Below are 23,496 nucleotides of genomic sequence, written 5' to 3' on the forward strand. Positions count from 1 at the left end.
CGGCGGGGCGTCCGCGTCCGCGCCGCCGCCTTGGCGGGAGCGGGCGTTGCCTACACCGCGCCCGGCTCCGTCCACCTCTCCGGCAGCACCGGCACGAAGGCGTACTGCGGGCACGGTGTCGTGAAGCACTGCTTCGGCGAGGGCACGCAGACATGACCGAAGGGAGCGACGGTCCCGGCGCAGGGGTTGAAGGGTGAGGGCGGCCCCGTCGGCGCGGCGTGTGCCGGAGCGGTCAGGGCGAGGGTGAGGGCGGCCGGGGCGAGGGCGCGCGCGAGGCGGATCAGAGGGGTGTTCATGGACATCAGGGATAGCCGGACGGTCCCGGCCGCGACGGCCCATCGCGCCCCGCGTCACCCTCCCGGACCGCCGATTCCCCCGCAGAGGGGACGAGCCGGCCGTGCGCCGGCGGCGTATCCCGCCCGGACGGGGTTCCGGCGGGCGGTCAGAGGATTCGTACGGCCCCGGACCGAGCAGGCGAGGGGTATGAGCCTTCTCGCGCGCACCACACCCCCACGGCACGGCCGCCTGATGCTCCCCCTCGCCGCCGTCGCCCTCGCCCTGCTCGTGACCGGGTGCGACGGATCGTCCGCCCCGGCCGCCTCCTCCGGTGCCACGCCCGCCGCCACCGGCGCCGCGCACCCCTCCGGCCCGCCCTCCTCGCCCCCGGCCCCGGACGCGGGCACGCCCGCGCACGGGACGGCGGCGCCCGCGTCCTCCGGGGCCGCCGCCGCTTCGCGCCCCGCGCCGGGTCCCGGACGCTGTACGGCCGAAGGGCTCGCCATGCGGCTGGGGCGCCCCGACGCGGGCGCCGGCCAGGTCTACTACCGGCTCACCTTCACCAACCGGACCGGCTCCGCGTGCACGCTGCGCGGCTTCCCCGGGGTCTCGCTCATCAAGCGGGACGGCGCCGTGATCGGCGTGCCCGCCGCGCGTGAGGGCGGCACCCACGACGTGCGGGTGATCCGGCCGGGTCGGAGCGCGTCCGTCACCCTGCACACCGTGAACCAGGGCATCGAGCAGTCCGCCTGCTGGGACGCGCCGGACTATCTGCGGGTGTACCCGCCCGGCTCGCGGGAGGCCCTGACCCTGCGCACCGCGCTGCCCCGCGTCTGCGGCGACCGCTTCACGACGACCGCGGTCGACAGCTGATCCCGGAAGCCGGAGCGAGCGCATAGAACGCGCTTGCTGTCTGCTGGGAGGTGACTTCCGGGGCTGCCCCATGGCCCCTGAAGCTCGCTGTCGACGATGCCTGTGGTGCGTAACCCCGGAAAATATAGGGCAGTTGAGGTCACTTCAGCGCCCCTGCGCGTACGGGAAGTGTCGGGAGTATTGCCAGCCTGTTGAGCGGCGCCCTATTCTCCGATTAAGAAAGCGCTTTCCATATGAACGGCCCATGAATGACAGGTGCATGTCATTCGTGGGGACGGGGCTCCGAGGATCGACAGGGAGACATGGATATGAAGAGACGAGTCGCGCTGCGTCTGTACGCGGCGGTGGCCACGGCCGCGCTGGCCGCAGGGACCGGAGCCGTCGTGGCGATGCCCTCGGCGTCCGCCGCCACCGGTGGGGCCACCGGCTACGCCGGCCAGAACGGCGGGACGACCGGCGGTGCGGGCGGACAGACCGTCAAGGCCACCACCGGGACCGCGATCCACCAGGCGCTCTGCAGCCGCGCCAGCAGCAGCACCCCGATCATCATCCAGGTCGAGGGCACCATCAACCACGGCAACACCGAGAAGGTCTCGGGCGACAGCTGCAACACGGCGGCGGGGGTGATCGAGCTCAAGCAGATCAGCAACGTCACCATCGTCGGCGTCGGCAGCGGCGCCGTCTTCGATCAACTCGGCATCCACATCCGCCAGTCCAGCAACATCATCATCCAGAACGTGACCGTGCGGAACGTCAAGAAGTCGGGCTCGCCGACCTCCAACGGAGGCGACGCCATCGGCATGGAGAGCGACGTCCGCAACGTCTGGGTCGACCACGCCAGCCTGGAGGCGTCCGGCGGCGAGGACGAGGGCTTCGACGGCCTCTTCGACATGAAGGACAACACGCAGTACGTCACGCTGTCGTACAGCACCCTGCGCAACTCCGGCCGGGGCGGACTCATCGGGTCGAGCGAGACCCAGCTGGACAACGGCTATGTGACGTTCCACCACAACCTGTACGAGAACGTCGACTCCCGCACGCCCCTGCTGCGAGGAGGCACCGCGCACATCTACGACAACTACTACGTCAAGCTCAACAAGTCGGGGATCAACTCCCGGGCCGGAGCACACGCCAAGGTGGAGAACAACTACTTCAAGGACTCCAAGGATGTCCTGGGCACCTTCTACACCGACGCGACCGGGTACTGGCAGGTCGGCGGCAACATCTTCGACAACGTGACGTGGTCCGCCCCCGGCACCGAGAACCACCCGGCCGGTCCGAACCCCCAGTCGAACACCACCGTCAGCATCCCCTACGCCTACACCATGGACGCGGCGTCCTGCGTGCCGGCCATCGTGACCCAGACGGCCGGGGCCAACAAGGGGCTGAAGGTCTCCGACGGCGACTGCTCGACGCAGACGCCCACCCCGGACCCGACCGACCCCACCCCGGATCCGACCGACCCGACACCGGACCCGACCGACCCCACCCCGCCGACCGGCACCAACCTCAGCCTCGGCGCGGGCGCCGACGGGTCGAGCAAGGCGTCCGGCACCAGCTACGGCAACGTCCGGGACGGTGACCTGAGCACCTACTGGTCGCCCGCCGGCACCACCGGTTCCATCTCGGTCAAGTGGGGCACCGCGACCTCCGTCTCCTCCGTCAGGATCCGCGAGGCATCCGGTGCCACGGGTGTCGTCGGGACCTGGCGGGTGCGCAACGGCGACACCGGGGCCGTGCTGGCCTCCGGCAGCGGCGCCGGCACCATCGCCGTGCCCAGGACCTCACTGAGCAAGATCACCTTCGAGATCACCGGAGCCTCCGGGACCCCGAGGATCGCGGAGTTCGAGACCTACGCCTGACCGCTCCATGCGCCCGGTGCCGGGCAGGACCCTGTGTCCGGCCCTGCACCGGGCGTGGTGGTGGCCGGCCGTTCAGGAACGGGTCAGCACGACCAGGCGCCGGGTCGCCCGGGTCATCGCCACGTAGCGGTCGACCCCTCCCGCCACACCCGTACCGAAGGACTCCGGATCGACCAGGACGACCAGGTCGAATTCGAGCCCCTTCGCCAGCGCGGGCGTCAGCGAGCGGACCCGGGCCGTCTCCTGGAACGTGGGATCCCCGATGACGCAGGCGGTCCCCTCCGCGTGCGCCGTCAGCCAGGCATCCAGGACCGGGCCCAGCTCCCGGACGTGCCCGTGGGTGACGGGGACCCCGGCGCTGCGGACCGACGTCGGCACATTGGCGTCCGGGAGGACCGCGCGGACGACCGGCTCCGCCTCGGCCATGATCTCGCGCGGGGTCCGGTAGTTGACCGTGAGGGCGGCCCGGCTGATCCGGTCGAGACCGACCCGCTCCAGCCGCTCCTCCCAGGACTCCGGGAACCCCTCCCTGGCCTGCGCGCGGTCGCCCACGACGGTGAAGCTCCTCGACGGGCAGCGCGCCAGCAGCATCTGCCACTGGGCGTCGGTCAGCTCCTGCGCCTCGTCCACCACCACATGCGCGAACGGCCCCGCCAGCGGATCCGCCACGCCGTCCTCGGGCACCGAGCCGTCGGCCAGGGTGTCCCTGAGGTCCTGCCCACGCAGCATCGTGACCGCGCCCTCCCCGTCCGCGTCGGCCTCCAGCAGGTCGTCGACGACCCGCGTCATCCGGGCGCGCTCCGCGGCGACGGCAGCGCGGCGGCGCCGCCCCCGCCGCGACGCCTCCGGATCCCCGAGCCGCCGACGCGCCGCGTCCAGGAACGGCAGATCGGCCTCCGTCCACGCCCCGCCCGCCGGGCGCCGCAGCCGGGCCGCCTCCTCGCGGTCCAGCCAGGGGGCGCAGAGCCGCAGATAGGCGGGGACCGACCAGAGGTCGGCGACCAGGTCGTCCGGCTCGATCAGCGGCCACGCGCCGTCGAACGCGGCGAGCAGCTCCCGGTCGGCACGCAGCGCCTCCCGCAGCCGCTCCTCGGGCACCCCGCCCCCGTGCCGCTCCGCGAGGATCGTGATCAGCTCCTCCAGGACCTGGTCGCGCGCCTCGTTGTGCGGGACGCCGGGCGCGGAGGCGAAGGCCGCCGCCCAGTCGCCGGCGGTCAGCGGGACATCGGACCACGGGGTCGTGACCGTCATCGGTCCGGCGGGCGGCTCCTCGTAGAAACGGACCGCCGCGTCGACGGCCCCGACCAGACGCGCGTCCGCCTTCAGCCGGGCCGTCTCCGGGTCGCTCTCGGCCACCGCCGAGGCCCCCTCGGGCACCAGATCGCGCAGGGTGCAGGTCCGGACCCCGTCCTCCCCGAGGCCGGGCAGGACATCGGCCACGTACCCCAGGTAGGGCTCGTGCGGGCCGACGAACAGCACCCCGCCCCGGCGCTGCCCCAGGCGGGGGTCCGCGTACAGCAGATAGGCCGAGCGGTGCAGGGCGACGACGGTCTTGCCCGTGCCGGGGCCGCCGTCGACGACGAGCGTGCCGCGCGAACCGGCGCGGATGACGGCGTCCTGGTCGGCCTGGATGGTGCCGAGCACGTCCCGCATCCGCGCGGACCGGTTCTCGCCGAGACTGGCGACGAACGCCGACTGGTCGTCGAGCGCGGCGTGCGCGGTGAGCCCGCCGGGCGTGAACACCTCGTCCCAGAAGTCGACGATCCGGCCCTTGTCCCAGCGGTAGCGGCGGCGGCTCGCCAGCCCCATCGGACGGGCGTGCGTGGCGCCGAAGAAGGGCTCGGCGGCGGGGGAGCGCCAGTCGAGCAGCAGCCGGCGCCCCGCGCGGTCGGTGAGCCCGAGCCGTCCCACGTAAAGCGTCCCGGTGCCGTCCGCGCCGACCATCCGTCCGAGGCACAGATCGCGGCCGAAGCGGCGCAGGGTGCGCAGCCGGGCGGTGATCCGGTGGATCTCGATGTCGCGGTCCATGGCCTGCCGGCCGACCCCGCCCGGCGATCTGCGGGTGGCGTCCAGGCGGTCCGAGAGTTCGGCGACCGACTCCTCCAGGCAGGCGGCGACGGCGGCCAGGTGCCGCTCGTCGTCCGCGATCAGCGCCGGGTCGTTCTTGGCCGCGAGCCGCGCGGGCAGGGCGAACGCGACGGTGGTCAGAGGGGTGGGTGTCATCCGCTGCGCATCTCCCGATTCGATGGGCCTCAGGGCCTGGACCAGGGATTCTGCGGGAGAAGGGGGGCCTTGCCGCAAGCCCCCCGGTGCGCTATAAGTTGAGAGTGGCGAGAGGTGGTGAAGCCCCCTCGCCGGCCACCCCTCCCTCTCGCTCCCCCTCCCGGCGCCGCTTCCCGGCGGGGATGATGACGGGCATGAGCCCTTCGAGCAGACGAGCGGAACTCTTCCTCCACGGCGACCCTGCCACTCCCGGCGGGCCCGGCGAGCGTTTCACCGGCTCCGGGACCTGCGACGAGCGCCGCATGCTACGCGACTTCCTGAGCGATCAGCGCCGCACGCTGGAGATGAAGTGCTCCGGTCTGGAAGGGCGGTTGGCCCTTCGCTCCGTCGAACCGTCCACGCTCTCGCTGCTCGGTCTGGTCCGGCATCTGGCGGATGTGGAGCGCCGCTGGTTCCGCCGGGTCCTGGCCGGTGAGGACGCCCCGCCGCGCTACGTCACCGAGCAGGACGCCGACGGCGACTTCGATGTGCGCGACGCCGGACCCCGCGCCGTCGCCGAGGCATGGCGCGACTGGCGTGCCGAGGCCGCCTTCGCCGACCGCTTCGCGGCGGCGGCCCCGGACCTGGACGTCCGGGGGCGCGACTCCTGGCGCGGCACGGTGTCGCTACGCTGGGTGCTCATCCACATGATCGAGGAGTACGCCCGGCACAACGGCCACGCGGATCTGCTGAGGGAGAGGATCGACGGGGCGCGCGGGCTGTGATCAGCCGACCCGGACGCCCCGGCGCGCGCCCTGGGCGGGGACCGCGGACGCCGGGGATCCGACCCGACGACGGTAGTCGCCCGGCGGCATGCCGACGTGTGCGGTGAAGTGCCGGTCGAAGACGCGCGGGGACGGGCAGCCCACCCGGCGCCGGACCTCCGCCACACCCAGGTCGGTGGAGTGCAGCAGCGCCCGTGCCCGCTCGACGCGACGGGCCATCAGATACGCGTACGGCGAGGCACCGTACGCCCGCCGGAACTCCCGGCCCAGAAGGCCGGCCGGCAGACCCGCCAGGCGCGCGAGCGCCTCGACGTCCAGCGGACGGGCGTACTCCCGGTCCATCCGGTCGCGCACCGGCCGCAGCCGGGCCAGTTCCTGCAGGCGCAGCGCCGCCAGGCGGGCGCGCCTCCACGCGGGGTGGCACATGCGCACTCCTTTTCCTCGGGGCGGGTCAGCGCACTTCCTGGATGCGGACCAGATTGCCCGCCGGGTCGCGGAACGCGCAGTCGCGGATGCCGTACGGCTGGTCCGTGGGTTCCTGGACGATCTCGGCGCCGCCGTCGCGCACCTTCGCGAAGGTGGCGTCGAGGTCCGGCGCGGCCAGCAGGATCCAGCCGTACGTCCCCTTCGCCATCATCTCCGTGATGGTGCGGCGTTCGTCCTCGGTGACCCCGGGGTCGGCGGCGGGCGGCGCCAGCAGCAGCGAGGTGTCGGGGCGGCCCGCCGGGCCGACCGTGATCCAGCGCATCCGGCCCTGCCCGACATCACTGCGGACCTCGAAACCGAGAACGTCGCGGTAGAAGGCCACGGACGCGTCCGGGTCGTCGTGCGGCAGGAAGCTCGTGTGAATGCTGATGTCCATGGCGGTCATGCTAGGTCCGGCCGATGCCCGCCGCTTCTCGATTCCTGACCGAACCTCCCGGCCCTCTCGCGATGTTGCCGCGTCACGGCCGGTCACCCCCGGGCGGGCCGCGCCGGCGCGGCCGGGGCGTCGACGGCCACCGCGTCCCACAGCCGCCCGCTCCCCGTCGTGAGCCGGACGAGCGCCCTGGCCGGGCGCGCGGGCAGCGACGAGATCAGCCCGGCGCCCCGGGCCAGCCCCCACACCCCCGCCCGGGACGACGGGACCAGCGTCTTCGCCGCGCCGAGCGCCGAGGCACGGGCGCCCCGCACCGGCCCCGCCATGATCCGCTCGTACGCGGGGAAGGCCCGTTCGTGGTCGCCGTCCGCCCGGGCCAGCTCCCCGGCCAGCACATAGGCCCCGAGGACGGCGAGGGTGGTGCTCCCGCCGACCGCCGGACCGGGGGAGTAGCCCGCGTCGCCGACGAGCGTGACCCGCCCCCGTGACCAGCTGTCCATCCGCAGTTGACCGATGGCGTCGAAGTAGAACGCGGGGGTGTCGTCGAGCGCGTCGAGCCACCCGTCCACCCGGGGGTGCAGCCCCGTGAACGCGTCGCGCAGCAGCTTCTTCTGCCGGGGCACGTCGCGGGGGTCGCAGGCGTGCGGGCCCAGCCCCCGGAACAGGAACAGTGCCCGCGCGTCGTCCAGATGACGGGCCCCGTACATCCCGGCCGTCCGGCCCACGCCGACGTGCATGAGGAGTTCCCCGTCGAGCCCCGGAGCGTTGGGCAGGCTCATCACCGCGAAATGGGCGCCGATGAACTCCGTACGGCGGGCCGCCCCCTCGAAGACCAGACGGCGCACGACGGAGTGCAGCCCGTCCGCGCCGACGACGAGGTCGAAGCGGCGGGGGGCGCCCTTCTCGAACCGCACCTCGCCGTCGGGGGACAGCGCGGCCACGGAATCGTCGAAGACGTACTCGACGTCGTCACGCGTGGTGTCGCGGTAGATCTCGGTGAGGTCGTCGCGCATGATCTCGACGTGCCGCCGGGACACCGCGCCGAAGAGGTTCGAGAGGTCCGCCCGGACCGGTCCGCGGGCCCCTTCGGGATGGACCGTCATCCGGGTGGTGCCGGTGGCCCGTTCCTCGATCCGGTCCAGCACCCCCATGTGCTCCGAGACGTCCACGGCCGGGCGGAACAGGTCGACCGCGTGGCCGCCCGTCCGGCGCAGGGCCGGGGCGCGTTCGACGACGGTGACCTCGAAGCCGTAACGGGTGAGCCAGTGGGCCAGTACGGGGCCGGCCACACCGGCGCCCGAGACGAGAATCCGCATGACACCCGTCCCCTTTCGTGTCGATCAGTGCCGCCGCGCGCGATGGCGCGCGGTGAAGTCCAGCAGCGCCGCGGCGGTCGTCGCGGGGTCCTCCATCGGCGGCGAGTGACCGAGACCGGGCAGCATGACGATCTCGGCGCCCTCGACGGCCCGGTAGTCGGCGGCGGACGAGGCACGCCATCGGCGGTCCTCCTCGCCGAAGAGCACCAGGAGCGGTGTGCCGACGGCCCTCAGCCGGTCCGGCAGCGGGCGCTCCGCCAGGTAGGCGCGGGTGGCCCCCGTCGTCGTGGTCAGCGCATGCAGGGTCATGCCCCGCACGTCCTCCAGGAGTTCGTCCGGGAACACGTAACCCTCGCGGCCGAACCCCGTGCCCGCGAACTCCCGCAGCTGCGCGTCGGACGGCGGCCACGCGGTGAGGCCGATCCCCGCCGCCTGCGGGGAGGCGATGAACGCGTCCAGGGACGGCCCGGTGTTGATGAGCGCCAGCGCGTCGGCCAGCCCGGGGCGCTCCTCGGCGAGCGCGGTGGCGACCACGCCTCCGCTGGAGTGCCCCACGACCACGGCGTGCGCGATGCCGAGCCGGTCCAGGACCTCCCCGGCCAGCCGCGCCTGCCCCGGCAGGGCGTAGTCGGCGTCGGCCGGTTTCGCCGAGCGCCCGTGCCCGAGCAGATCGATCCGGACGACATGGTGGTGCGCGGTCAGCAGGGGGACGAGCGCGTCCCAGGAGCGGACCGAGGAGGCGGTGCCGTGCAGGAGCAGGAGTGCGGGCAGCTCGCGGGAGCCGTCCCGCCGGACGTGCAGCTCGCCCCCGGACGAGTCGAGGGTCAGGAGTTCGGTGGGCCCGGCGGCGGGGGCGCCGGCCGTGCGCGGTGCGGTGGGTGAATCCGTCATGGCAACCACCCTCGCCGCCGCGCCCCGGCGCCGTATTGGACGAATGTTCCCCTGCGGGCCGCGCGTAGCATGGAGACATGCCGACGTTCGAGCACGGTGCGGCGGTGTGGGACGTGGCCGCCCCGCACCGGCCCAGCACGGTGCCCGGTCTGACGATGGCCGGGTTCGGCGTCCGCGAGCTGGACCGCCTCCGCATGGTGCCGCACCCCGCTGTGACGCTGCTCCTGGAGTTCGGGGCCGGGACGCCGGTCCTCGACGGGGCGGACGGCCCCCGCAGCGGCAGTCTGGTCGCCGGCGCGGGCCTGGGGGCCGGAGGCGCCGTCGTGGCGCGCGGCCAGGACGTGGAGTGCGTCCAGGTCCGGCTCTCCCCGGTGACCGCTTGCGCGATCCTCGGCGTCTCGCCCGCCGAACTGGGCGGCGCCGTGGTGCCGTTGGCCGACCTCTGGGGCCCGGAGGCGGCACGGATCCGTGAACGGCTCGCCGTAGTCCCCTCCTGGCCGGACCGGTTCGCCCTCGTCGATACGCTGCTCGCCCGCCGGTACGCGGCCGGGCCGCCGGTGGACCCGGAAGTGGCCCTGGCCTGGCACCGGATCGTCGCCGCGCGGGGCCCGGTCCGGGTCGACCTGCTCGCGGCCGAGGCCGGCTGGAGCCGCAAGCGGCTGTGGTCCCGCTTCCGTTCGCAGCTCGGCCTGGCGCCCAAGCAGGCCGTGAAACTGGTCCGCTTCGACCACGCCGCGCACCGCCTGGTCGCCGGGGAAAGTGCGGCACGGGTCGCGGCCGATACCGGCTATGCCGACCAGTCGCACCTGCACCGGGACGTACGGGAGTTCACCGGGACGACGCCCGCCGCCGTGGCGCGCGAACCGTTCCTCGCGGTCGACGACCTGGCATGGCCCGGCCGCGCGGCCATGACGCCGGTCGGCGCGCCGCGACCGCCCGCGTCGACAACGCCGTCGACGGGGCCGCGATCCCGGTCCGGTACGGGCCGCGCGGCGGCGCCACACCCCCCGACGTGACCGTCACCGGCTCGCGGGCCGCGATGTCCCCGTCGGGCCGCCGCCGTCCGCACCCCGGCGGTGTTCCGCCGGACAGCGCCACCCTGCACAATTCGATGATGATCGACAACGACCCGTACGCGTGGCTGGAAGACATCGAGGGCGAGGCCGCGCTCGCCTGGGTGGCCGAGCGGAACGCCGAGACCGAGGCCGCGCTCACCTCCGGTCCCGACTTCGCCCCGCTGCGGCAGCGGCTGAGAGAGGTGCTCGACGCACCGGACCGTATTCCCTACACCGCTCGCCGGGGCCGCCACCTCTACAACTTCTGGCGCGACGCCGATCACCCCCGCGGGCTGTGGCGACGCACCACTCTGGAGGAGTACCGCACACCGGCCCCCGCCTGGGAGGTCCTGCTCGACATCGACGCCCTCGCCGAGGAGGAGGGCGCGAAGTGGCTGTGGGCCGGGGCCAGGGTCCGCCGCCCCGACCACGGGCGCGCGCTGATCAGCCTCTCGCGCGACGGTGGAGACGCGGTCGAGGTCCGCGAATTCGACCTCGGCACCATCGCCTTCGTCGCGGACGGTTTTTGGCTGCCCGAGGCGAAGACGCGCATCGGCTGGATCGACGAGGACACCGTCTTCGTCGGCACCGACACCGGCCCCGGCTCGCTGACCGATTCCGGCTACCCCCGCACCGTGCGCCGCTGGCGCCGGGGCACCCCGCTGGAGGCGGCGGAGACCGTCTTCGAGGCGGAGAAGGGTGATGTGGCGGCGGCCGGCTGGCACGACCCCACCCCCGGATTCGCCCGCGACTTCGTGTCCCGGTCCACCGACTTCCACCACAGCGAACTCCACCTCCTGACCGAGGACGGCAGGCTCGTCCGCGTCGACGTGCCCGACGACGCCGACGCCTACGCCCACCGCGCGCACCTGATCGTCGTCCCGAAGTCTCCCTGGCTCGGCCATCCCGCCGGATCGCTGCTCGCCTTCGATTTCGACGCGTTCCTGACGGGCGACCGGACCGCCCGGGTCCTGTTCACCCCCGACGCGCGCACCGCGCTCTCCGGCCACTCCTGGACCCGCAACCATCTGCTCCTGGAGACGATGCACGACGTCAGCACCCGGATCGAGGTGCTGACCCCGGCACCGGACGGCACCTGGACGCGCGAAGCGCTCGCGGACGTCCCGGCACTCACCGCCGTCTCGGTGACCGACACCGACCCCGATGTCTCCGACGAGTACTTCCTGGACGTCTCCGGCTTCCTCCAGCCCTCCGCCCTCCACCGGGGGACGATCGGCGGCTCCACGGAGATCCTGAAGCGGGCCCCGGCCCGCTTCGACACGGCCGGACTGGAGGTGGCGCAGCACTTCGCGACCTCCGAGGACGGCACCCGGGTGCCGTACTTCGTGATCGGTCCCGACCGCACCGCCACCGGACCGGGCCCCACCCTCCTCTACGGCTACGGAGGCTTCGAGGTCTCCCTCACCCCGTACTACGGCGCGGTCACCGGCCGGGCGTGGCTGGAGCGCGGTGGCAGCTTCGTGATCGCCAACATCCGGGGCGGCGGGGAGTACGGACCCGCCTGGCACCGGGCCGCCCTCGGCGCGGACCGCCCTCGCGCCTACGAGGACTTCGCCGCGGTCGCCGCCGACCTCGTGGAGCGGGGCATCACCACCCCGGCGATGCTCGGCGCCTCGGGCGGCAGCAACGGCGGGCTGCTGATGGGGGCGATGGTGACCCGCTACCCCGAGCTGTTCGGTGCCGTCGTCGCGGAGGTCCCGCTGCTGGACATGCTGCGCTTCCACCGGCTCCTGGCGGGCGCGTCCTGGATCGCCGAGTACGGCGACCCCGACGACCCGGCCGACCGGGCCCACCTGGAGGCGCTGTCCCCGTACCACCGCCTGGCCGCCGACCGCGCCTACCCGCCGGTGCTGCTGACGACGTCCACCCGGGACGACCGCGTGCACCCCGGCCACGCCCGGAAGACCGCCGCGCGGCTGCGCGAGCTGGGCCACCGGGTCCTGCTCCACGAGAACACCGGCGGCGGCCACGCGGGCGCCGGCGACAATGAACAGGCGGCCCACAACAAGGCCCTGGCGCACACCTTCCTCTGGCAGCACCTGGCCCCGGCGGACGACGGCCGGTGAAGGGTCAGGGGGCCTTCGGCCACACGTAGAGGCGACCGGTGACCGACATGTCCAGCGTGGAGCCCTCGGCGATGTGGTCGATCAGCGCCATGGACACGGCGCCCCGGTCCGTCACCGCGCAGATCGCCGCGCCCTCCACGAAACCCCGCTCGGTGGTGTCGTTGCCGTCCGACAGGGCGAGGGCGCCGAGGCCGGTGGCGGACGCGGCGGCGCAGGTGTCGGCGTTCTTCGGCATGTCCTCGCGCAGGATGCCCACCCGGGTGTTGGGCAGGGCGCGCAGCAGGTAGTCGCTGAGGCCGCTGCACGAGTCGGGCCAGTAGAGCAGCTCCGCCCCGGCCGGATCCTTCACGGCGCCGTCGTTCTCCTGCTCGACCCGGCTCGTCCCGTCGTCGAGGTCCACCAGCTGCTGTTCGTGCTGGGTGCAGGGCTGGGGCGCGATGCCCCACATGCCGGTGCGCGCCGCTCCGTGCCCGGCGGGCGGGGTCACGTCCACGCCGTCCGACGCCGAGGGCGACGCGGCCGGCGAGCCCGTGGGCAGCCCGACCGGGGACGTGCTCTCTTGAGGATCCGGCTCCCCGTCGGCGGGGTCCGGCGTGTCGGGCGTCCGGGTGCCGGGCGCCGGAGTGGAGGCGGCGGGCGCGGGCGCCGCGGCGGGCGGCTCCGACCGGTCCGGGCCGTTGCCGACGACGAGCGTGACCACGATGCCGATCACCGGGACGGCGATGGCCCCGACCCACCACTCCCACCTGGACGATCCCGTCCTCGGAGGTCTCGACGGGGGCGGCGGAGTGTGCGGAGGACGGGGTGGCGGCGGTCCGTATCCCCCTGCAGGCGTGCTCATCTACCCCTCGACCCGGTTCACTTCACGGACGGTCAGGTTATCGATCTCTCCTCGAAAGTGCTATCGAGCCCCGCCGCCCCGCTCCCGGCGGCCGCATGGGCAGCGCGTCGGCCGACGCGCGCGCGGGAGTGCGGAGGGTTACGGTGCCCCGGGGCCGGTACGGAGAAAGGCGTGGACGATGAGCACAACGGTGGCCGCGGGACTGGCCGCGATGCGCGAGGACCTGGCGGACTTCTACCGCGATCTGCACCGCCATCCGGAACTGTCGCACCAGGAGACCCGCACGGCCGCGCTCCTGGCCCAGCGGCTGAGGGACGCCGGGTTCGACGAGGTCGCCGAGGGGATCGGCGGCACCGGAGTGGTCGGTGTCCTGCGCAACGGGGACGGACCTGTGGTGATGCTGCGCGCCGACATCGACGCCCTCCCCGTGGAGGAGAAGACCGGACTGCCGTACGCGAGCACGGTCCGCGCCGTGGACGGGGAGGGCCGGGAGGTGCCGGTCATGCACGCCTGCGGCCACGACATGCACGCCGTCTGCCTGAGCGGGGCCGCCGCACTCCTCGCCGGCGCCCGTGCCCGGTGGAGCGGCACGCTCCTGGTGGTCTTCCAGCCCGCCGAGGAACTGGCCGTCGGCGCCCGCGACATGGTCGCCGACGGGCTGTTCGAGCGCTTCCCGGTCCCCGGCATCGTCCTCGGCCAGCACGTCGGGCCGCTGCCGGCCGGTTACCTCGGCCACGGTTCCGGGCCGGTGATGGCCGCAGCCGACTCGCTGAACATCACCCTGCACGGCCGGGGCGGCCACGGCTCCCGGCCGGAGGCGACGGTCGACCCGGTGCTGATGGCCGCCCACGTCGTCACCCGGCTCCAGGGCATCGTCGCCCGCGAGGTCCCGCCCGCCGAGACGGCCGTCGTGACCGTCGGCAGGCTCCAGGCCGGGACGAAGGACACCATCATCCCGGACACGGCGGAACTCGGCGTCAACATCCGCGCGTTCACCCCGGCCGTCCGCGACCTCGTGCGGGCGGCGGTCGAGCGCGTCGTCGAGGGCGAGGCGCGGGCCGGGGGAGCGGTGAGCCCTCCGGACTTCACCTGGTTCGCCTCCGCCCCCGCGCTCGTCAGCGACCCGGAGGCCACACGGCGGACCGTCGCCGCCTTCTCCGCGCACTTCGGCGCCCAGCGAATCCTGCCGATGCCGCAGGTGAACGCGAGCGAGGACGTCGGGGTCTTCGGCGAGGCCCTGGGCATCCCGACGGTCTTCTGGTTCTGGGGCGGCCTGGAGACGGAACCGACCGTCGCCGCGTACACACAGGGGCGGATGGACGACCTCCCGGGCAACCACTCCCCGTACTTCGCCCCCGTACTGGAACCGACGCTCACCACCGGGGTCGAGGCACTCGTGGTCGCCGCGCTGACCTGGCTGGATGTGAACCCGGAGGCGGACGTCGCGACCACGGCGCCGTAGCCCGCCCGTCAGCACGGCACTCCCTCAATCACCCAGATGGCGAGGGTATCGGGTGCAACCATCCGTACTGATGGCGAGTCACACTAAGTGGTAACAATCGCCTCCCTCAAACCCAAAGGGGAAAAATGGGAATCATGCGTCACGCCGCGACCCTCGGAGCGGTCGGCGCCCTCGCGCTGAGTGCCACGGCCGCGTTCGGCACGACCGCGACGGCCGCGCCCAATGTCACGCCGCAGACCGTCTGCGGCAGCGCCTACAAGACGGTGAACTCGATCGCCGTCGGCTCCCTGGGCACGGTCTATCTGACGTACAACCCGGCCAACGGGAAGAACTGCGTCGCGACCATCCGCACCAACCCGGGCACGGCGAAGGACATGTCCGTGTACATCAGCGTGCCCGACACCGACGCGTGGGCCGGTGACTCCGGCTCCTTCACGTCGTACGCCGGACCGGCCTACGTCTACGGCAAGGGCCACTGCGTGAGCTGGGGCGGGAACATCGCCAACGTCTACGTCTCCGTGGACAACTCCAACTGCGCCTCGCGCAGGGAACACCGCGTCACCGAAGTCCGCTGAGCGGCCGGTTCGCGAGCGGCGGTCCGCCGGACCCTCGGCACCGGGGCGAAACCCCCGTGCCACCGGGCCCCGGCGGGCCGCCGCACCGCGTCGCGCGCCCGTCCCTCTCATGCGGCCGGTGCGCCCGTCGGCGGCGGGTGCGGATGGCGGAAGGTGAACGCCTCCGGTCCCTCGCCGGCCTCGCGTATCAGGGCGACGCGGTCCATGGCCTCGGCCATCGTCGGGCGGTGGCCGGCGGGCACCCACCAGAGCGCCTGATGGAAGTCGGTCAGGCGCTCGAACCACTCGCGCCGGCGGGCCAGCAGCTTCAAGTGATCGCTGCGGTAGGTGAACTGCCGCAGGGCCTCGACCGATTCCCAGACCGAGCAGTTGATCAACAGCATCGGATCGTCCGAGGGGCGCAGTTGCGTGGCGTCGGCGCCGTCGTCGTCGACCATGCGCCAGACGAAGCCCGGCGTCCCCTCGGCGACGGCGTTGATGGCGGGCAGCTGGGCGACGAAGTCGGCCAGCTGGGGGCTGTCGAGCGGTGCGAGCAGGCGCCCGACATTGACTTGGGCAAGGTGGAAGTCGTTCACGCCGCCCAGCATGCCCGCGCGGACTTTCTAAAGTCAATGAAAGTTGTTTTTAGGACTCCTCGACGCGTTCCAGCGCGACACAGCACCCGCGCGCAGGCGGATCCATCGAGGCCCGCCAGCCCGCCCCGCACGGCAGTCCGTCGAGCAGCCCCTGGATTCCGGCCAGGTTCATCCCGCAGACGAGCGCCGGGAACCGGTCCGTCAGGGCGTGGAAGGGGCAGTTGTTCAGCCGCAGCACCGATCCGTCCCAGTACGGCTCGTACCCGCGCTCGCGCAGCGCCTCCACGGGATCGGCCGCCCCGGCCGAGGCACCCTCGGCGCGCCAGGCGGCGCGCGCCGCGTCCTGCAACTCCGCGTCGAGCCCGGCCCGTTCCACCACCCCGGCCAGGAGCGCGCCCGCCGCGTCGTAAGCACGGGGCGGCACGGACACCGTGTGTTCGGCCTCGGCCCTGCGGTACAGCTTCGCCGGACGCCCGGCGCCCGGCCCGGTGCGCCCCGCCGGCCTGCGGAAGGTGACGTCGAGCAGCCCGGCGTCGACCAGCTTGTCCAGGTGGAACGCGGCCAGCGAACGGGAGATCCCGGCCGCCTCGGCCGCGGCGTCGCGCCCCACGTCGCCCGCCGCCCCGGCGACGTACCGGTACAGTCCGCGCCGCACCGGGTCGCCCAGCGCGAGCACCGCCTCGATGGCGGCGTCCTCGCCGCTCACGGCAGAATGCCCAGCCGCCGGGCGTCCCGCAGCCAGGACGGGAACTCCGAGAGCAACAGGTCGTACAGCTCCGGGTCGGGCAGCGTCTCGATGTCGTCGGCGGTGAAGAAGCCCACGTTGTCCACGCGCCGGCCGGGCAGGGTGTCGAACCGCTCCAGCACCCCGTACTGTCCCCGGCCGAGCCCGATGAACTGCCAGAACACCGGCTCCTCCACGGCGGCCCGCAGCTCCCGCTCGATCTCCTGATCGCGGTGCACGCCCCCGTCGGAGAAGAACAGGACCAGCGTCGGGGCCGGCACCGGATGGGCGCGCACAAAGGCGCGGACCTCGGCGATGACCTTCTGCTCCTCGTTCTGGATGCCGACGGTCCGCATGTCGACCTGTCCCGGCAGGAGGTTCCCCGGCCGCCTCGTCCGCCCGAACAGGGGCGGGGTCTGACCCACCCGTACGTGCAGGGCGAGCCAGTCGGGCAGCTCACCGATGACGAGGTCGGGCAGGCGCGCGGGATTGCTCGCGAAGGTCCACGCCTGCATCGTGCCGTCGTCGTCGAGCTGCGCGGCCACGGCCGCCATCCGCTCCGCGACCCGCGCCACCGTCCCGCGACGGTAGAGGCCGCCCATCGAGCCCGAGGCGTCGAGGACCAGGATCACCCGCGCGACGAGGTGCGACAGCCCGTGCTTCGTCAGACTGACCGCCACCTGCTCCTTGCGCAGCGACAGCCGCTTGCGCATGTCGACCGGCAGCCGCTCCTCGCCCTGGGAGGGACGGACGGCCGGCGCGGACGGGGGCGGTGGGGACGCGGCGGCCACGGGGGAGACGGCGGGCTCCTCGTCGACCGTGATCCCGAAATCGGTCGCCAGTCCGGCGAGCCCGGTCGCGTACCCCTGACCGACGGCACGGAACTTCCAGGCGCCGGAACGCCGGTAGAGCTCCCCGGTCACATACGCCGTCTCGTCCCCGGCCGTCATGTCGAAGCGCGCCAGCTCGGCACCGGACGCGGCGTCGAGCAGCCGCAGGTGCAGGCCCGGGACCCGGCCGAACGGCCCACCGTCCGCCGAGGCGCACAGGGCCACCCGGTCGACGTCCGGACCGAGCGAGGCCAGAGCGACCTCCAGCGCGTCCGCCCCCGCCGTCTTGCCGAGGTGGCGCACGGCGCCGGACGGATGGCGGGGCTGGTTGTAGAAGATGAAGTCGGCGTCCGACCGCACCCGGCCGCCGGCGTCCAGCAGCAGCGCGGAGGCGTCGACGTCCGGCACACCCGGCCCCGCCGACCAGCCGAGGACGGCTCGGACGGCCGGGGCCGGAACCGGCATATTGGCACCCTTGCTCAACGTCGTCACCCGGACAGTCTGCCTCGCGGCCGTCCGCACCGGCCCGCCCGGTCCCGGGGGACCGGGCGGCGGTGGCACCCGCACCGGGTCAGCCGACGGGGGCCGCGGTCCGCCGTGACCCGGGAACGGCGGCCAGCAGCTCGGCGGTGTACGGATCGGCCGGTGCGGCGAACAGGGCGTCCGTCGTCCCCGTCTCGACCAGCCGCCCGTGCCGCATCACCGCGACCCGGTCCGCGATCTGCCGCACCACGGCCAGGTCGTGCGAGATGAAGAGATAGCTCAGCCCCAGATCGCGCTGGAGGTCGACGAGCAGCTCCAGGATCTGCGCCTGCGCCGACACGTCCAGCGCCGACACCGGCTCGTCGCAGACCACCAGATCGGGTTCCAGCGCCAGCGCGCGGGCGATCGCCACCCGCTGCCGCTGCCCCCCGGACAGCTCCGTCGGTCTGCGCCGCAGCACCGAGGACGGCAGCGCCACCCGGTCCAGCAGCTCGGCGGCCCTGGCCGCCCGCTCCTTGCGGCTGCCGACGCCGAACGCCCGCAGCGGCTCCGCGACGACCTCCGCGACCGGGGGCCGGGGGTCCAGCGAGGCGTACGGGCTCTGGTAGACGATCTGCATCCGACGGCGCAGCCGCCGCAGCGCGCCGCCCCGCAGCCCGGTGATGTCCTCCCCGTCGAAGACGACCCGGCCGGACGTGGGGTCCGCCAGCCGCACCACCATGCGCGCGGTGGTCGACTTGCCGGAGCCCGACTCGCCGACCAGGGCGAAGGTCTCCCCGCGCCCGATGGTGAAGCCGACCCGGTCGACGGCCCGCAGGGTCCGCGCGCCGCCCGTCCGGTGGGGCAGCGGAAAGTCCTTCACCAGTTCCTCGACCCGGACGAGATCACCGCCGCCTTCCTCGGCCGCGCCCCCGGCGGCCGGGAGTGTCCGCTCCACGGTCCGCGCGGCGGACCGCGTGCCCCCTCCCGCCCCGGACGCCCGTCGGTCCACGACCAGACGGCTGCCGGCGAGTCCGGGCGCGGCGGCCAGCAGCCGCCGGGTGTACGGATGGCGCGGATCGCCCAGCACCTGCTCGGTGTCGCCGGCCTCGACGACCTCGCCCCCGGACATCACCACGATCCGCCGCGCCCGGTCGGCGGCGACGCCCAGATCGTGGGTGATCAGCAGGACGGCGGTGCCCGACTCCCGGGTCAGCGCGTCGATGTGGTCCAGGATCCGCCGCTGCACGGTGACGTCCAGGGCGCTCGTCGGCTCGTCCGCGACGACCAGGCGGGGCCGGGCCGCCACGGCGACGGCGATGAGCACCCGCTGCCGCATTCCGCCCGACAGCTCGTGCGGATACTGCCGGGCCCGCACCCGGGGCTCCGGGAGCCCCGCCTGCCCCAGGATCTCCACGGCCCGCTCGGCCGCGGCCTCCCGGTCGGCCAGCCCGTGGATCCGCAGGACCTCCGCGACCTGGGGGCCGATGCGCTGCACCGGGTTGAGCGACACCATCGGATCCTGCGGGATCAGCCCGATGTCCCGGCCGCGCCGGGCCCGCAGCTCCCGGTCCGGCACCCGGGCCAGATCGACCCCGTCGAACAGGATCTCGCCGGACTCCAGCACCCCGCCGGCCGGCAGCAGTCCGATGAGCGCGTGGGCGGTGGTGCTCTTGCCGGACCCCGACTCGCCGACCACGGCGACGGTCTCGCCGTGGCGTACGGTCAGACCCACGTCCCGGACGGCCGGGACGGTTCCGCCCCGTGTGCGGTACGACACGCGCAGACCGCGCACGTCCAGCAGCGGGGCGCCGGGGGCCGGGGCCAGTGGTTCGTCACTCATGGGGTGAGCCTGCTTTCGCCGTCGAGCGCGCGCGAGATCCGGTTGGCGGCCAGCACGGTGGCCGCGATGGTCAGTCCGGGCAGGGTGGTCAGCCACCACGCGGTGGCCAGGTAGTCCCGCCCCCCGGACACCAGGGCCCCCCACTCGGGGGCGGGCGGGGTCGCCCCGTACCCCAGGAAGCTCAGCGCCGAGACCTGGAGCACGACGGCTCCGAAGTCGACGGCCGCGTAGACGAGGACGGGGCCCGATGCGTTCGGCAGGACCCTGCGCAGCAGCACCGCGTACCAGCGCGCGCCGGAGGACCGGGCCGCCTCGACGTACACCGCCCCGCGCACCCGCAGCACCTCGGAGCGCATGATGCGGGCGAAGCTGGCCACGCTCGTGAGCCCGACGGCGATCGCGACGTTCACCGTGCCGAACCCGAGGGCCGTCACCACCGCCATGGAGAGCAGCAGGTTCGGCACCGCGAGCAGGACGTCGGCGAGCCGCATCAGCGCGGCGTCGGCCCAGCCGCCGAGATATCCGGCGAGCAGCCCGACGGCCGAGCCCCCGAGGAGCCCGACCGCGACCGCCAGCACCGTCGCCCGCAGCGACAGCGCCGCCCCGTGCACCACCCGCGCGAAGAGGTCCCGGCCCAGCTGGTCGGTGCCGAAGAGGTGTCCGGCCCCCGGCCCCCTGAGCCGTTCGCGGGGGACGCCCGCCAGCGGGTCCTGCGAGGTGTACAGACCGGGCAGGAACGCCGCCGTCAGCACCAGCGCCAGCAGCACGACCGACAGGACCAGTCCGGGGCGGCGCAGCAGGAACCCGCCCAGCCGCCGTGCCCGCGCGCCGAACCCCTCCCGGACGGCCTCCCCCGGGTCGGGCGCCCGCGTCTCGGGGCTCCGGCCGTCGAGGACCCCCACCGTCACCCCGGTCACCGGGCCACCGCCGTCGCGGTCGTCGTGATCCGGGGGTCGATCAGCGGATACGCCAGATCGACCGCCAGGTTCGCCAGGACGAAGACGAGCGCCCCGAACACGACCAGCCCCTGCACCACGGGGATGTCCTGCGAACCCACCGCGGTCGCGGTGATGCGCCCCACCCCGGTCCGGGAGAACACCGTCTCCACCACCACCGATCCCGCCAGCAGATTTCCCACGAGCATCCCCACGATCGTCAGCGGCGGGATCGCCGCGTTGCGCGCCGCGTGCCGGAAGTGCACCCGCGCCCGGCTCGCCCCCTTGGCCAGCGCCGTCTCCACGTACGGCTCCTCCAACGTGGTCCGCAGGCTCTTCGCGAAGACCTGCGCGAGCACCGCGCCGGTCGGCAGCGCCAGGGTGATCACGGGAAGGACCAGGCTGTCGAAGCCCTCGTTCCCGACGGCCGGCAGCAGCCGCCGCCAGCGGAACGACACGATCTGCACCAGCACCAGACCGACCAGGAACGTCGGCGCGGACACCCCGAGCGCGGGCAGCGACAGCAGCACCTGCCGCAGCCAGCGCCACCGCGTGTACGTGCCGAGCAGGGCGATGCCCGCCCCGAACACCAGCGCCAGCACCAGTGCCCCGGACGTCAGTTGCAGGGTGGCCGGCAGCGCGGTGGCGATCATGTGCCGCACGCTCTCCCCGGTCTGCACCGAGATCCCGAAGTCCCCCCGCGCCGCGTCCAGGAGCCGGTCCCCGTACTGGGCGAGGACCGGCTTGTCCAGCCCGTACGCCTGCTTGAGCTCGGCGAGCTGCTCCGGCGGGATGTCGTTGGTGTCGCCGCCGCCCGCCGCCATGATGGAGACCGGGTCCCCGGGCAGCAGGTACAGCACGGCGAAGGACAGGGTGAACGCCGCCCAGAGGACGAACACCGCCTGGATGAGCCGTCCGGCGAGATAGCGCGTCATGACAGCCACGTCCCGTGGAACTGGAGCCGCGAGGAGGCCTCGAAGTCCAGACCGTGCACCTTCGGCGACAGGCCGAGCACCGTGGTCAGCTCGAACACCGGGATCTGGTAGGCCCGGTCCAGCACGATCTCCTGGGCGCGGCCCACGTCCGCGGCACGCGCCGCCGGATCGCTCGTGGACGCCTCCCGGTCCAGGACGGCGTCGAGTTCGCGGTCGGAGAGATGACCGGGGTTGAGCAGCTTGCTGGAGAATCCGGTCCGCAGGATGTCGGGGTCCACCCGTGTCGTGTTGCCCCAGGAGAAGTCGTAGTCGCCCTTCTGCCGCAGCGCGAGGAACTCACCGATGGTCGCGGACCGCAGGGTGACGGCGATGCCGGCCTTCCTCAGCTGCTGCTGGATGAGTTCCAGTGCCGTCTGATTGGGACCGAAGTTGGCACCCCAGATCACCTTCAACGACAGCTTCCTGCCGTCCTTGGCACGGAGTCCGTCGGGCCCGGTGCGCCACCCGGCCGCGTCGAGGAGCTTCGCCGCGCCCGCCGGGTCGTGGCCGAGCCGGGCGCTCAGGTTCCGGTATCCGCCGGTGGTGCTCGCGAGCGAGCTGGTGGCGGCCTTGTAGCTGCCGCTCAGCACCGTGTCCACGATCTCGCGGCGGTCGATGATCTTCTGGACGGCCCGGCGGACCCGGATGTCCCGGGTGATCGGCCGGGCGACGTTGGCTGTGAGTGCGAAGGGCAGCCCGGGGTTGGCGCGGCTCTGGAGCGTGAACCCGGCCCCCTTCAGCCCGGCCTCGTCCTGTGGCGCGACCCCGCCGATGGCGTCGACCTGGCCGGACTGGAGGCTTCCGGTGCGTATCCCGGACTCGGGGACGACCGTGAACGTCAGCCGGTCCAGCCGGGCGGCGCCCCGGTGCGTCCACCGCGAGGAGCCCCACGCGTAGTCCGCCCGGCGGCGCTCCTCGACGGACCGGTTGGGCGTGTAGCCGGTGAGCGTGAACGGACCGGATCCGACGAGCCCGCCGGTGCACCGCTTCTCGGCGGGCAGCGCGAGCGTGGAGCGTGCGAGCAGACCGAGGGTGAACGTCGAGGTCGCCTGGAGGAACTGGGCGTTGGGGGCGTCGAAGACCACCTTGGCGGTGTACGGGTCGACGACCGTGGTGCTCCGGTAGCCGGCGAGGTAGCTGCTCCCGAGGACGGCCTTCGCGCCGAGCTTCACGATGCCGTCGAAATTGTCCTTCACGGCCCGTGCGTCGACGGGCGTGCCGTCGCTGAACGTCGCGCCCTTCCGCAGGACGAACGTGAAGGTCGTGGCGTCCTTGCCGACCTGCCAGGACTTCGCCAGCCAGGGCACGATCCGCCCGGTCTCCGGGTCCTGGTCGGTGAGCGAGTCGACGAGCTGGCGGGCGGGGTAGATCGCGTCGTTGTTGCCGGCCTGCTGCGGGTCGACGCACATCGGGTCGGAGGCCAGGGCGAAGGTGAGGTGCCCGCCGGAGCGCGGCGTCGAGGTGCCCGCGGACCCGGCGCCGCCGGACGGGGAGCAGGCGCCGGCCGCGAGGGCGAGGACGGTGGCGGCGGCGAGGGGGGCGAGCGTACGGCGGAACCGGCGGCGTGGACCGGACATGAGTGGTTCTCCAGCTGCTGGGAGGGAGGCGGCCGGGGCGCCGCGATCCGCCCGCGCGGCACGACGCGGCGTGTGCGGAGCGGCGGAGCGGTGACCGGGGCCGGGAGGCCGGGCGGTGAGGAGACGTCAGGCCCGACAGATGGCGCTGGAGACGCGGTGCAGATCGATGTGGCGTCGGAGCGTGAACCGGAGCCCCGGGCCGGTACGGAGGGACGCGGACCGCTCGTTCGAAGCGGTCGGGACGCCGTCCGGGCGCGTACCGGCGACACGGCTCGGGACGGTGTCCCCCGGCGTGATCGGCTGGTACGGCATGGGCGGCGCGGTCCTTTCCGGCAGTGAGACCTCGTCCGCGGCGGACGATGCCGGGCAACGTACCAGCCCGAACACCCGTCTGAGAAGCGGCGCTTGGGGCACGGGCCGTGGGGGGGGGGCCCCCCCCCCCCCCCCCCCCCCCCCCGCGGGCCGCGCCCGCCGCCCGGCCCGCGGCCGCAC

General features: G+C 73.7%; 21 protein-coding genes. 7 read left to right on the forward strand and 14 right to left on the reverse strand.

Annotated features, from left to right (window positions below; translation table 11 throughout):
• Window positions 1-50 precede the first annotated feature (50 nt).
• On the reverse strand, window positions 51-296 hold the full coding sequence (locus ACWCXC_RS27155) for a hypothetical protein (protein WP_450890793.1): 246 nt from the start codon (window positions 294-296) through the stop codon (window positions 51-53).
• A 187-nt stretch (window positions 297-483) separates the two neighbouring features.
• On the opposite strand from ACWCXC_RS27155, the gene ACWCXC_RS27160 reads away from it, so the two are divergent.
• Together ACWCXC_RS27160 and ACWCXC_RS27165 are read left to right on the forward strand one after the other, a co-directional pair.
• On the forward strand, window positions 484-1,149 hold the full coding sequence (locus tag ACWCXC_RS27160) for a DUF4232 domain-containing protein (RefSeq protein WP_450890794.1): 666 nt from the start codon (window positions 484-486) through the stop codon (window positions 1,147-1,149).
• Between the two features lie 308 nt (window positions 1,150-1,457).
• On the forward strand, window positions 1,458-3,011 hold the full coding sequence (locus tag ACWCXC_RS27165; RefSeq protein ID WP_450890795.1) for a pectate lyase family protein: 1,554 nt from the start codon (window positions 1,458-1,460) through the stop codon (window positions 3,009-3,011).
• Window positions 3,012-3,083: 72 nt separating this feature from the next.
• Here ACWCXC_RS27165 and helR read toward each other — a convergent pair whose 3' ends face one another.
• Window positions 3,084-5,234: an RNA polymerase recycling motor ATPase HelR gene (gene helR / locus ACWCXC_RS27170; RefSeq protein ID WP_450890796.1), complete on the reverse strand. Its 2,151-nt coding sequence runs from the start codon at window positions 5,232-5,234 to the stop codon at window positions 3,084-3,086.
• A 185-nt stretch (window positions 5,235-5,419) separates the two neighbouring features.
• On the opposite strand from helR, the gene ACWCXC_RS27175 reads away from it, so the two are divergent.
• Complete coding sequence (locus tag ACWCXC_RS27175; protein ID WP_450890840.1) at window positions 5,420-5,998, forward strand: DinB family protein; 579 nt, start codon at window positions 5,420-5,422, stop codon at window positions 5,996-5,998.
• On the opposite strand, the gene ACWCXC_RS27180 is transcribed toward ACWCXC_RS27175, so the two are convergent.
• The 4 genes from ACWCXC_RS27180 to ACWCXC_RS27195 form a co-directional block, all read right to left on the reverse strand.
• On the reverse strand, window positions 5,999-6,424 hold the full coding sequence (locus ACWCXC_RS27180; protein WP_450890797.1) for a helix-turn-helix domain-containing protein: 426 nt from the start codon (window positions 6,422-6,424) through the stop codon (window positions 5,999-6,001).
• A 25-nt stretch (window positions 6,425-6,449) separates the two neighbouring features.
• Complete coding sequence (locus tag ACWCXC_RS27185; protein WP_450684855.1) at window positions 6,450-6,860, reverse strand: VOC family protein; 411 nt, start codon at window positions 6,858-6,860, stop codon at window positions 6,450-6,452.
• 92 nt (window positions 6,861-6,952) lie between these two features.
• Window positions 6,953-8,173, reverse strand: coding sequence for an FAD-dependent monooxygenase (locus tag ACWCXC_RS27190; RefSeq protein WP_450890798.1), 1,221 nt, complete (start codon window positions 8,171-8,173; stop codon window positions 6,953-6,955).
• Window positions 8,174-8,197: 24 nt separating this feature from the next.
• Window positions 8,198-9,064, reverse strand: coding sequence for an alpha/beta fold hydrolase (locus ACWCXC_RS27195; RefSeq protein WP_450890799.1), 867 nt, complete (start codon window positions 9,062-9,064; stop codon window positions 8,198-8,200).
• Between the two features lie 77 nt (window positions 9,065-9,141).
• Between ACWCXC_RS27195 and ACWCXC_RS27200 the strand changes: the two genes are divergently transcribed.
• Complete coding sequence (locus tag ACWCXC_RS27200) at window positions 9,142-10,080, forward strand: helix-turn-helix domain-containing protein (RefSeq protein ID WP_450890800.1); 939 nt, start codon at window positions 9,142-9,144, stop codon at window positions 10,078-10,080.
• Between the two features lie 98 nt (window positions 10,081-10,178).
• The gene (locus ACWCXC_RS27205) at window positions 10,179-12,206 is read left to right on the forward strand and encodes a prolyl oligopeptidase family serine peptidase (protein WP_450890841.1); all 2,028 of its coding nucleotides are present in this window, start codon (window positions 10,179-10,181) and stop codon (window positions 12,204-12,206) included.
• 4 nt (window positions 12,207-12,210) lie between these two features.
• Here ACWCXC_RS27205 and ACWCXC_RS27210 read toward each other — a convergent pair whose 3' ends face one another.
• Complete coding sequence (locus tag ACWCXC_RS27210) at window positions 12,211-12,918, reverse strand: hypothetical protein (protein WP_450684859.1); 708 nt, start codon at window positions 12,916-12,918, stop codon at window positions 12,211-12,213.
• A 307-nt stretch (window positions 12,919-13,225) separates the two neighbouring features.
• Here ACWCXC_RS27210 and ACWCXC_RS27215 point away from each other — a divergent pair, with 307 nt between their 5' ends.
• The gene (locus ACWCXC_RS27215; RefSeq protein ID WP_450684860.1) at window positions 13,226-14,509 is read left to right on the forward strand and encodes an amidohydrolase; all 1,284 of its coding nucleotides are present in this window, start codon (window positions 13,226-13,228) and stop codon (window positions 14,507-14,509) included.
• Window positions 14,510-14,634: 125 nt separating this feature from the next.
• On the forward strand, window positions 14,635-15,084 hold the full coding sequence (locus tag ACWCXC_RS27220; RefSeq protein WP_383633857.1) for a spore-associated protein: 450 nt from the start codon (window positions 14,635-14,637) through the stop codon (window positions 15,082-15,084).
• A 107-nt stretch (window positions 15,085-15,191) separates the two neighbouring features.
• On the opposite strand, the gene ACWCXC_RS27225 is transcribed toward ACWCXC_RS27220, so the two are convergent.
• From ACWCXC_RS27225 to ACWCXC_RS27255, 7 genes are all read right to left on the reverse strand, one after another.
• Window positions 15,192-15,659, reverse strand: coding sequence for a DUF3291 domain-containing protein (locus ACWCXC_RS27225; protein WP_450684861.1), 468 nt, complete (start codon window positions 15,657-15,659; stop codon window positions 15,192-15,194).
• A 49-nt stretch (window positions 15,660-15,708) separates the two neighbouring features.
• Window positions 15,709-16,365: a helix-turn-helix transcriptional regulator gene (locus ACWCXC_RS27230; protein ID WP_450890801.1), complete on the reverse strand. Its 657-nt coding sequence runs from the start codon at window positions 16,363-16,365 to the stop codon at window positions 15,709-15,711.
• Window positions 16,362-17,678: a VWA domain-containing protein gene (locus tag ACWCXC_RS27235; protein WP_450890842.1), complete on the reverse strand. Its 1,317-nt coding sequence runs from the start codon at window positions 17,676-17,678 to the stop codon at window positions 16,362-16,364. Before ACWCXC_RS27235 ends, ACWCXC_RS27230 begins: the two co-directional genes overlap by 4 nt.
• A 106-nt stretch (window positions 17,679-17,784) precedes the next feature.
• Window positions 17,785-19,518 carry a dipeptide ABC transporter ATP-binding protein gene (locus ACWCXC_RS27240; RefSeq protein ID WP_450684864.1) on the reverse strand — a complete coding sequence of 578 codons (1,734 nt, stop codon included), beginning with the start codon at window positions 19,516-19,518 and terminating at the stop codon, window positions 17,785-17,787.
• Complete coding sequence (locus tag ACWCXC_RS27245) at window positions 19,515-20,435, reverse strand: ABC transporter permease (RefSeq protein WP_450684865.1); 921 nt, start codon at window positions 20,433-20,435, stop codon at window positions 19,515-19,517. The genes ACWCXC_RS27240 and ACWCXC_RS27245 overlap by 4 nt, the downstream gene beginning before the upstream one ends.
• Entirely contained in the window at window positions 20,432-21,388 is a 957-nt protein-coding gene (locus tag ACWCXC_RS27250; protein WP_450890843.1) for an ABC transporter permease, read from the reverse strand. Before ACWCXC_RS27250 ends, ACWCXC_RS27245 begins: the two co-directional genes overlap by 4 nt.
• Window positions 21,385-23,004 carry an ABC transporter substrate-binding protein gene (locus tag ACWCXC_RS27255; protein ID WP_450890802.1) on the reverse strand — a complete coding sequence of 540 codons (1,620 nt, stop codon included), beginning with the start codon at window positions 23,002-23,004 and terminating at the stop codon, window positions 21,385-21,387. The genes ACWCXC_RS27250 and ACWCXC_RS27255 overlap by 4 nt, the downstream gene beginning before the upstream one ends.
• Between the last annotated feature and the right edge of the window lie 492 nt (window positions 23,005-23,496).

This window comes from Streptomyces sp. NPDC001515 (genome assembly GCF_053597115.1).

What these genes read in the sequence shown, in the direction of transcription:
- ACWCXC_RS27250 (WP_450890843.1), bottom strand. Translation starts at nt 21,388, where the DNA reads ATGACGCGCTATCTCGCCGGACGGCTCATCCAGGCGGTGTTCGTCCTC.
- ACWCXC_RS27165 (WP_450890795.1), top strand. Translation starts at nt 1,458, where the DNA reads ATGAAGAGACGAGTCGCGCTGCGTCTGTACGCGGCGGTGGCCACGGCC.
- ACWCXC_RS27220 (WP_383633857.1), top strand. Translation starts at nt 14,635, where the DNA reads ATGGGAATCATGCGTCACGCCGCGACCCTCGGAGCGGTCGGCGCCCTC.
- helR (WP_450890796.1), bottom strand. Translation starts at nt 5,234, where the DNA reads ATGACACCCACCCCTCTGACCACCGTCGCGTTCGCCCTGCCCGCGCGG.
- ACWCXC_RS27175 (WP_450890840.1), top strand. Translation starts at nt 5,420, where the DNA reads ATGACGGGCATGAGCCCTTCGAGCAGACGAGCGGAACTCTTCCTCCAC.
- ACWCXC_RS27200 (WP_450890800.1), top strand. Translation starts at nt 9,142, where the DNA reads ATGCCGACGTTCGAGCACGGTGCGGCGGTGTGGGACGTGGCCGCCCCG.
- ACWCXC_RS27190 (WP_450890798.1), bottom strand. Translation starts at nt 8,173, where the DNA reads ATGCGGATTCTCGTCTCGGGCGCCGGTGTGGCCGGCCCCGTACTGGCC.
- ACWCXC_RS27180 (WP_450890797.1), bottom strand. Translation starts at nt 6,424, where the DNA reads ATGTGCCACCCCGCGTGGAGGCGCGCCCGCCTGGCGGCGCTGCGCCTG.
- ACWCXC_RS27195 (WP_450890799.1), bottom strand. Translation starts at nt 9,064, where the DNA reads ATGACGGATTCACCCACCGCACCGCGCACGGCCGGCGCCCCCGCCGCC.
- ACWCXC_RS27185 (WP_450684855.1), bottom strand. Translation starts at nt 6,860, where the DNA reads ATGGACATCAGCATTCACACGAGCTTCCTGCCGCACGACGACCCGGAC.
- ACWCXC_RS27160 (WP_450890794.1), top strand. Translation starts at nt 484, where the DNA reads ATGAGCCTTCTCGCGCGCACCACACCCCCACGGCACGGCCGCCTGATG.
- ACWCXC_RS27205 (WP_450890841.1), top strand. Translation starts at nt 10,179, where the DNA reads ATGATCGACAACGACCCGTACGCGTGGCTGGAAGACATCGAGGGCGAG.
- ACWCXC_RS27155 (WP_450890793.1), bottom strand. Translation starts at nt 296, where the DNA reads ATGAACACCCCTCTGATCCGCCTCGCGCGCGCCCTCGCCCCGGCCGCC.
- ACWCXC_RS27235 (WP_450890842.1), bottom strand. Translation starts at nt 17,678, where the DNA reads ATGCCGGTTCCGGCCCCGGCCGTCCGAGCCGTCCTCGGCTGGTCGGCG.
- ACWCXC_RS27255 (WP_450890802.1), bottom strand. Translation starts at nt 23,004, where the DNA reads ATGTCCGGTCCACGCCGCCGGTTCCGCCGTACGCTCGCCCCCCTCGCC.
- ACWCXC_RS27215 (WP_450684860.1), top strand. Translation starts at nt 13,226, where the DNA reads ATGAGCACAACGGTGGCCGCGGGACTGGCCGCGATGCGCGAGGACCTG.
- ACWCXC_RS27240 (WP_450684864.1), bottom strand. Translation starts at nt 19,518, where the DNA reads ATGAGTGACGAACCACTGGCCCCGGCCCCCGGCGCCCCGCTGCTGGAC.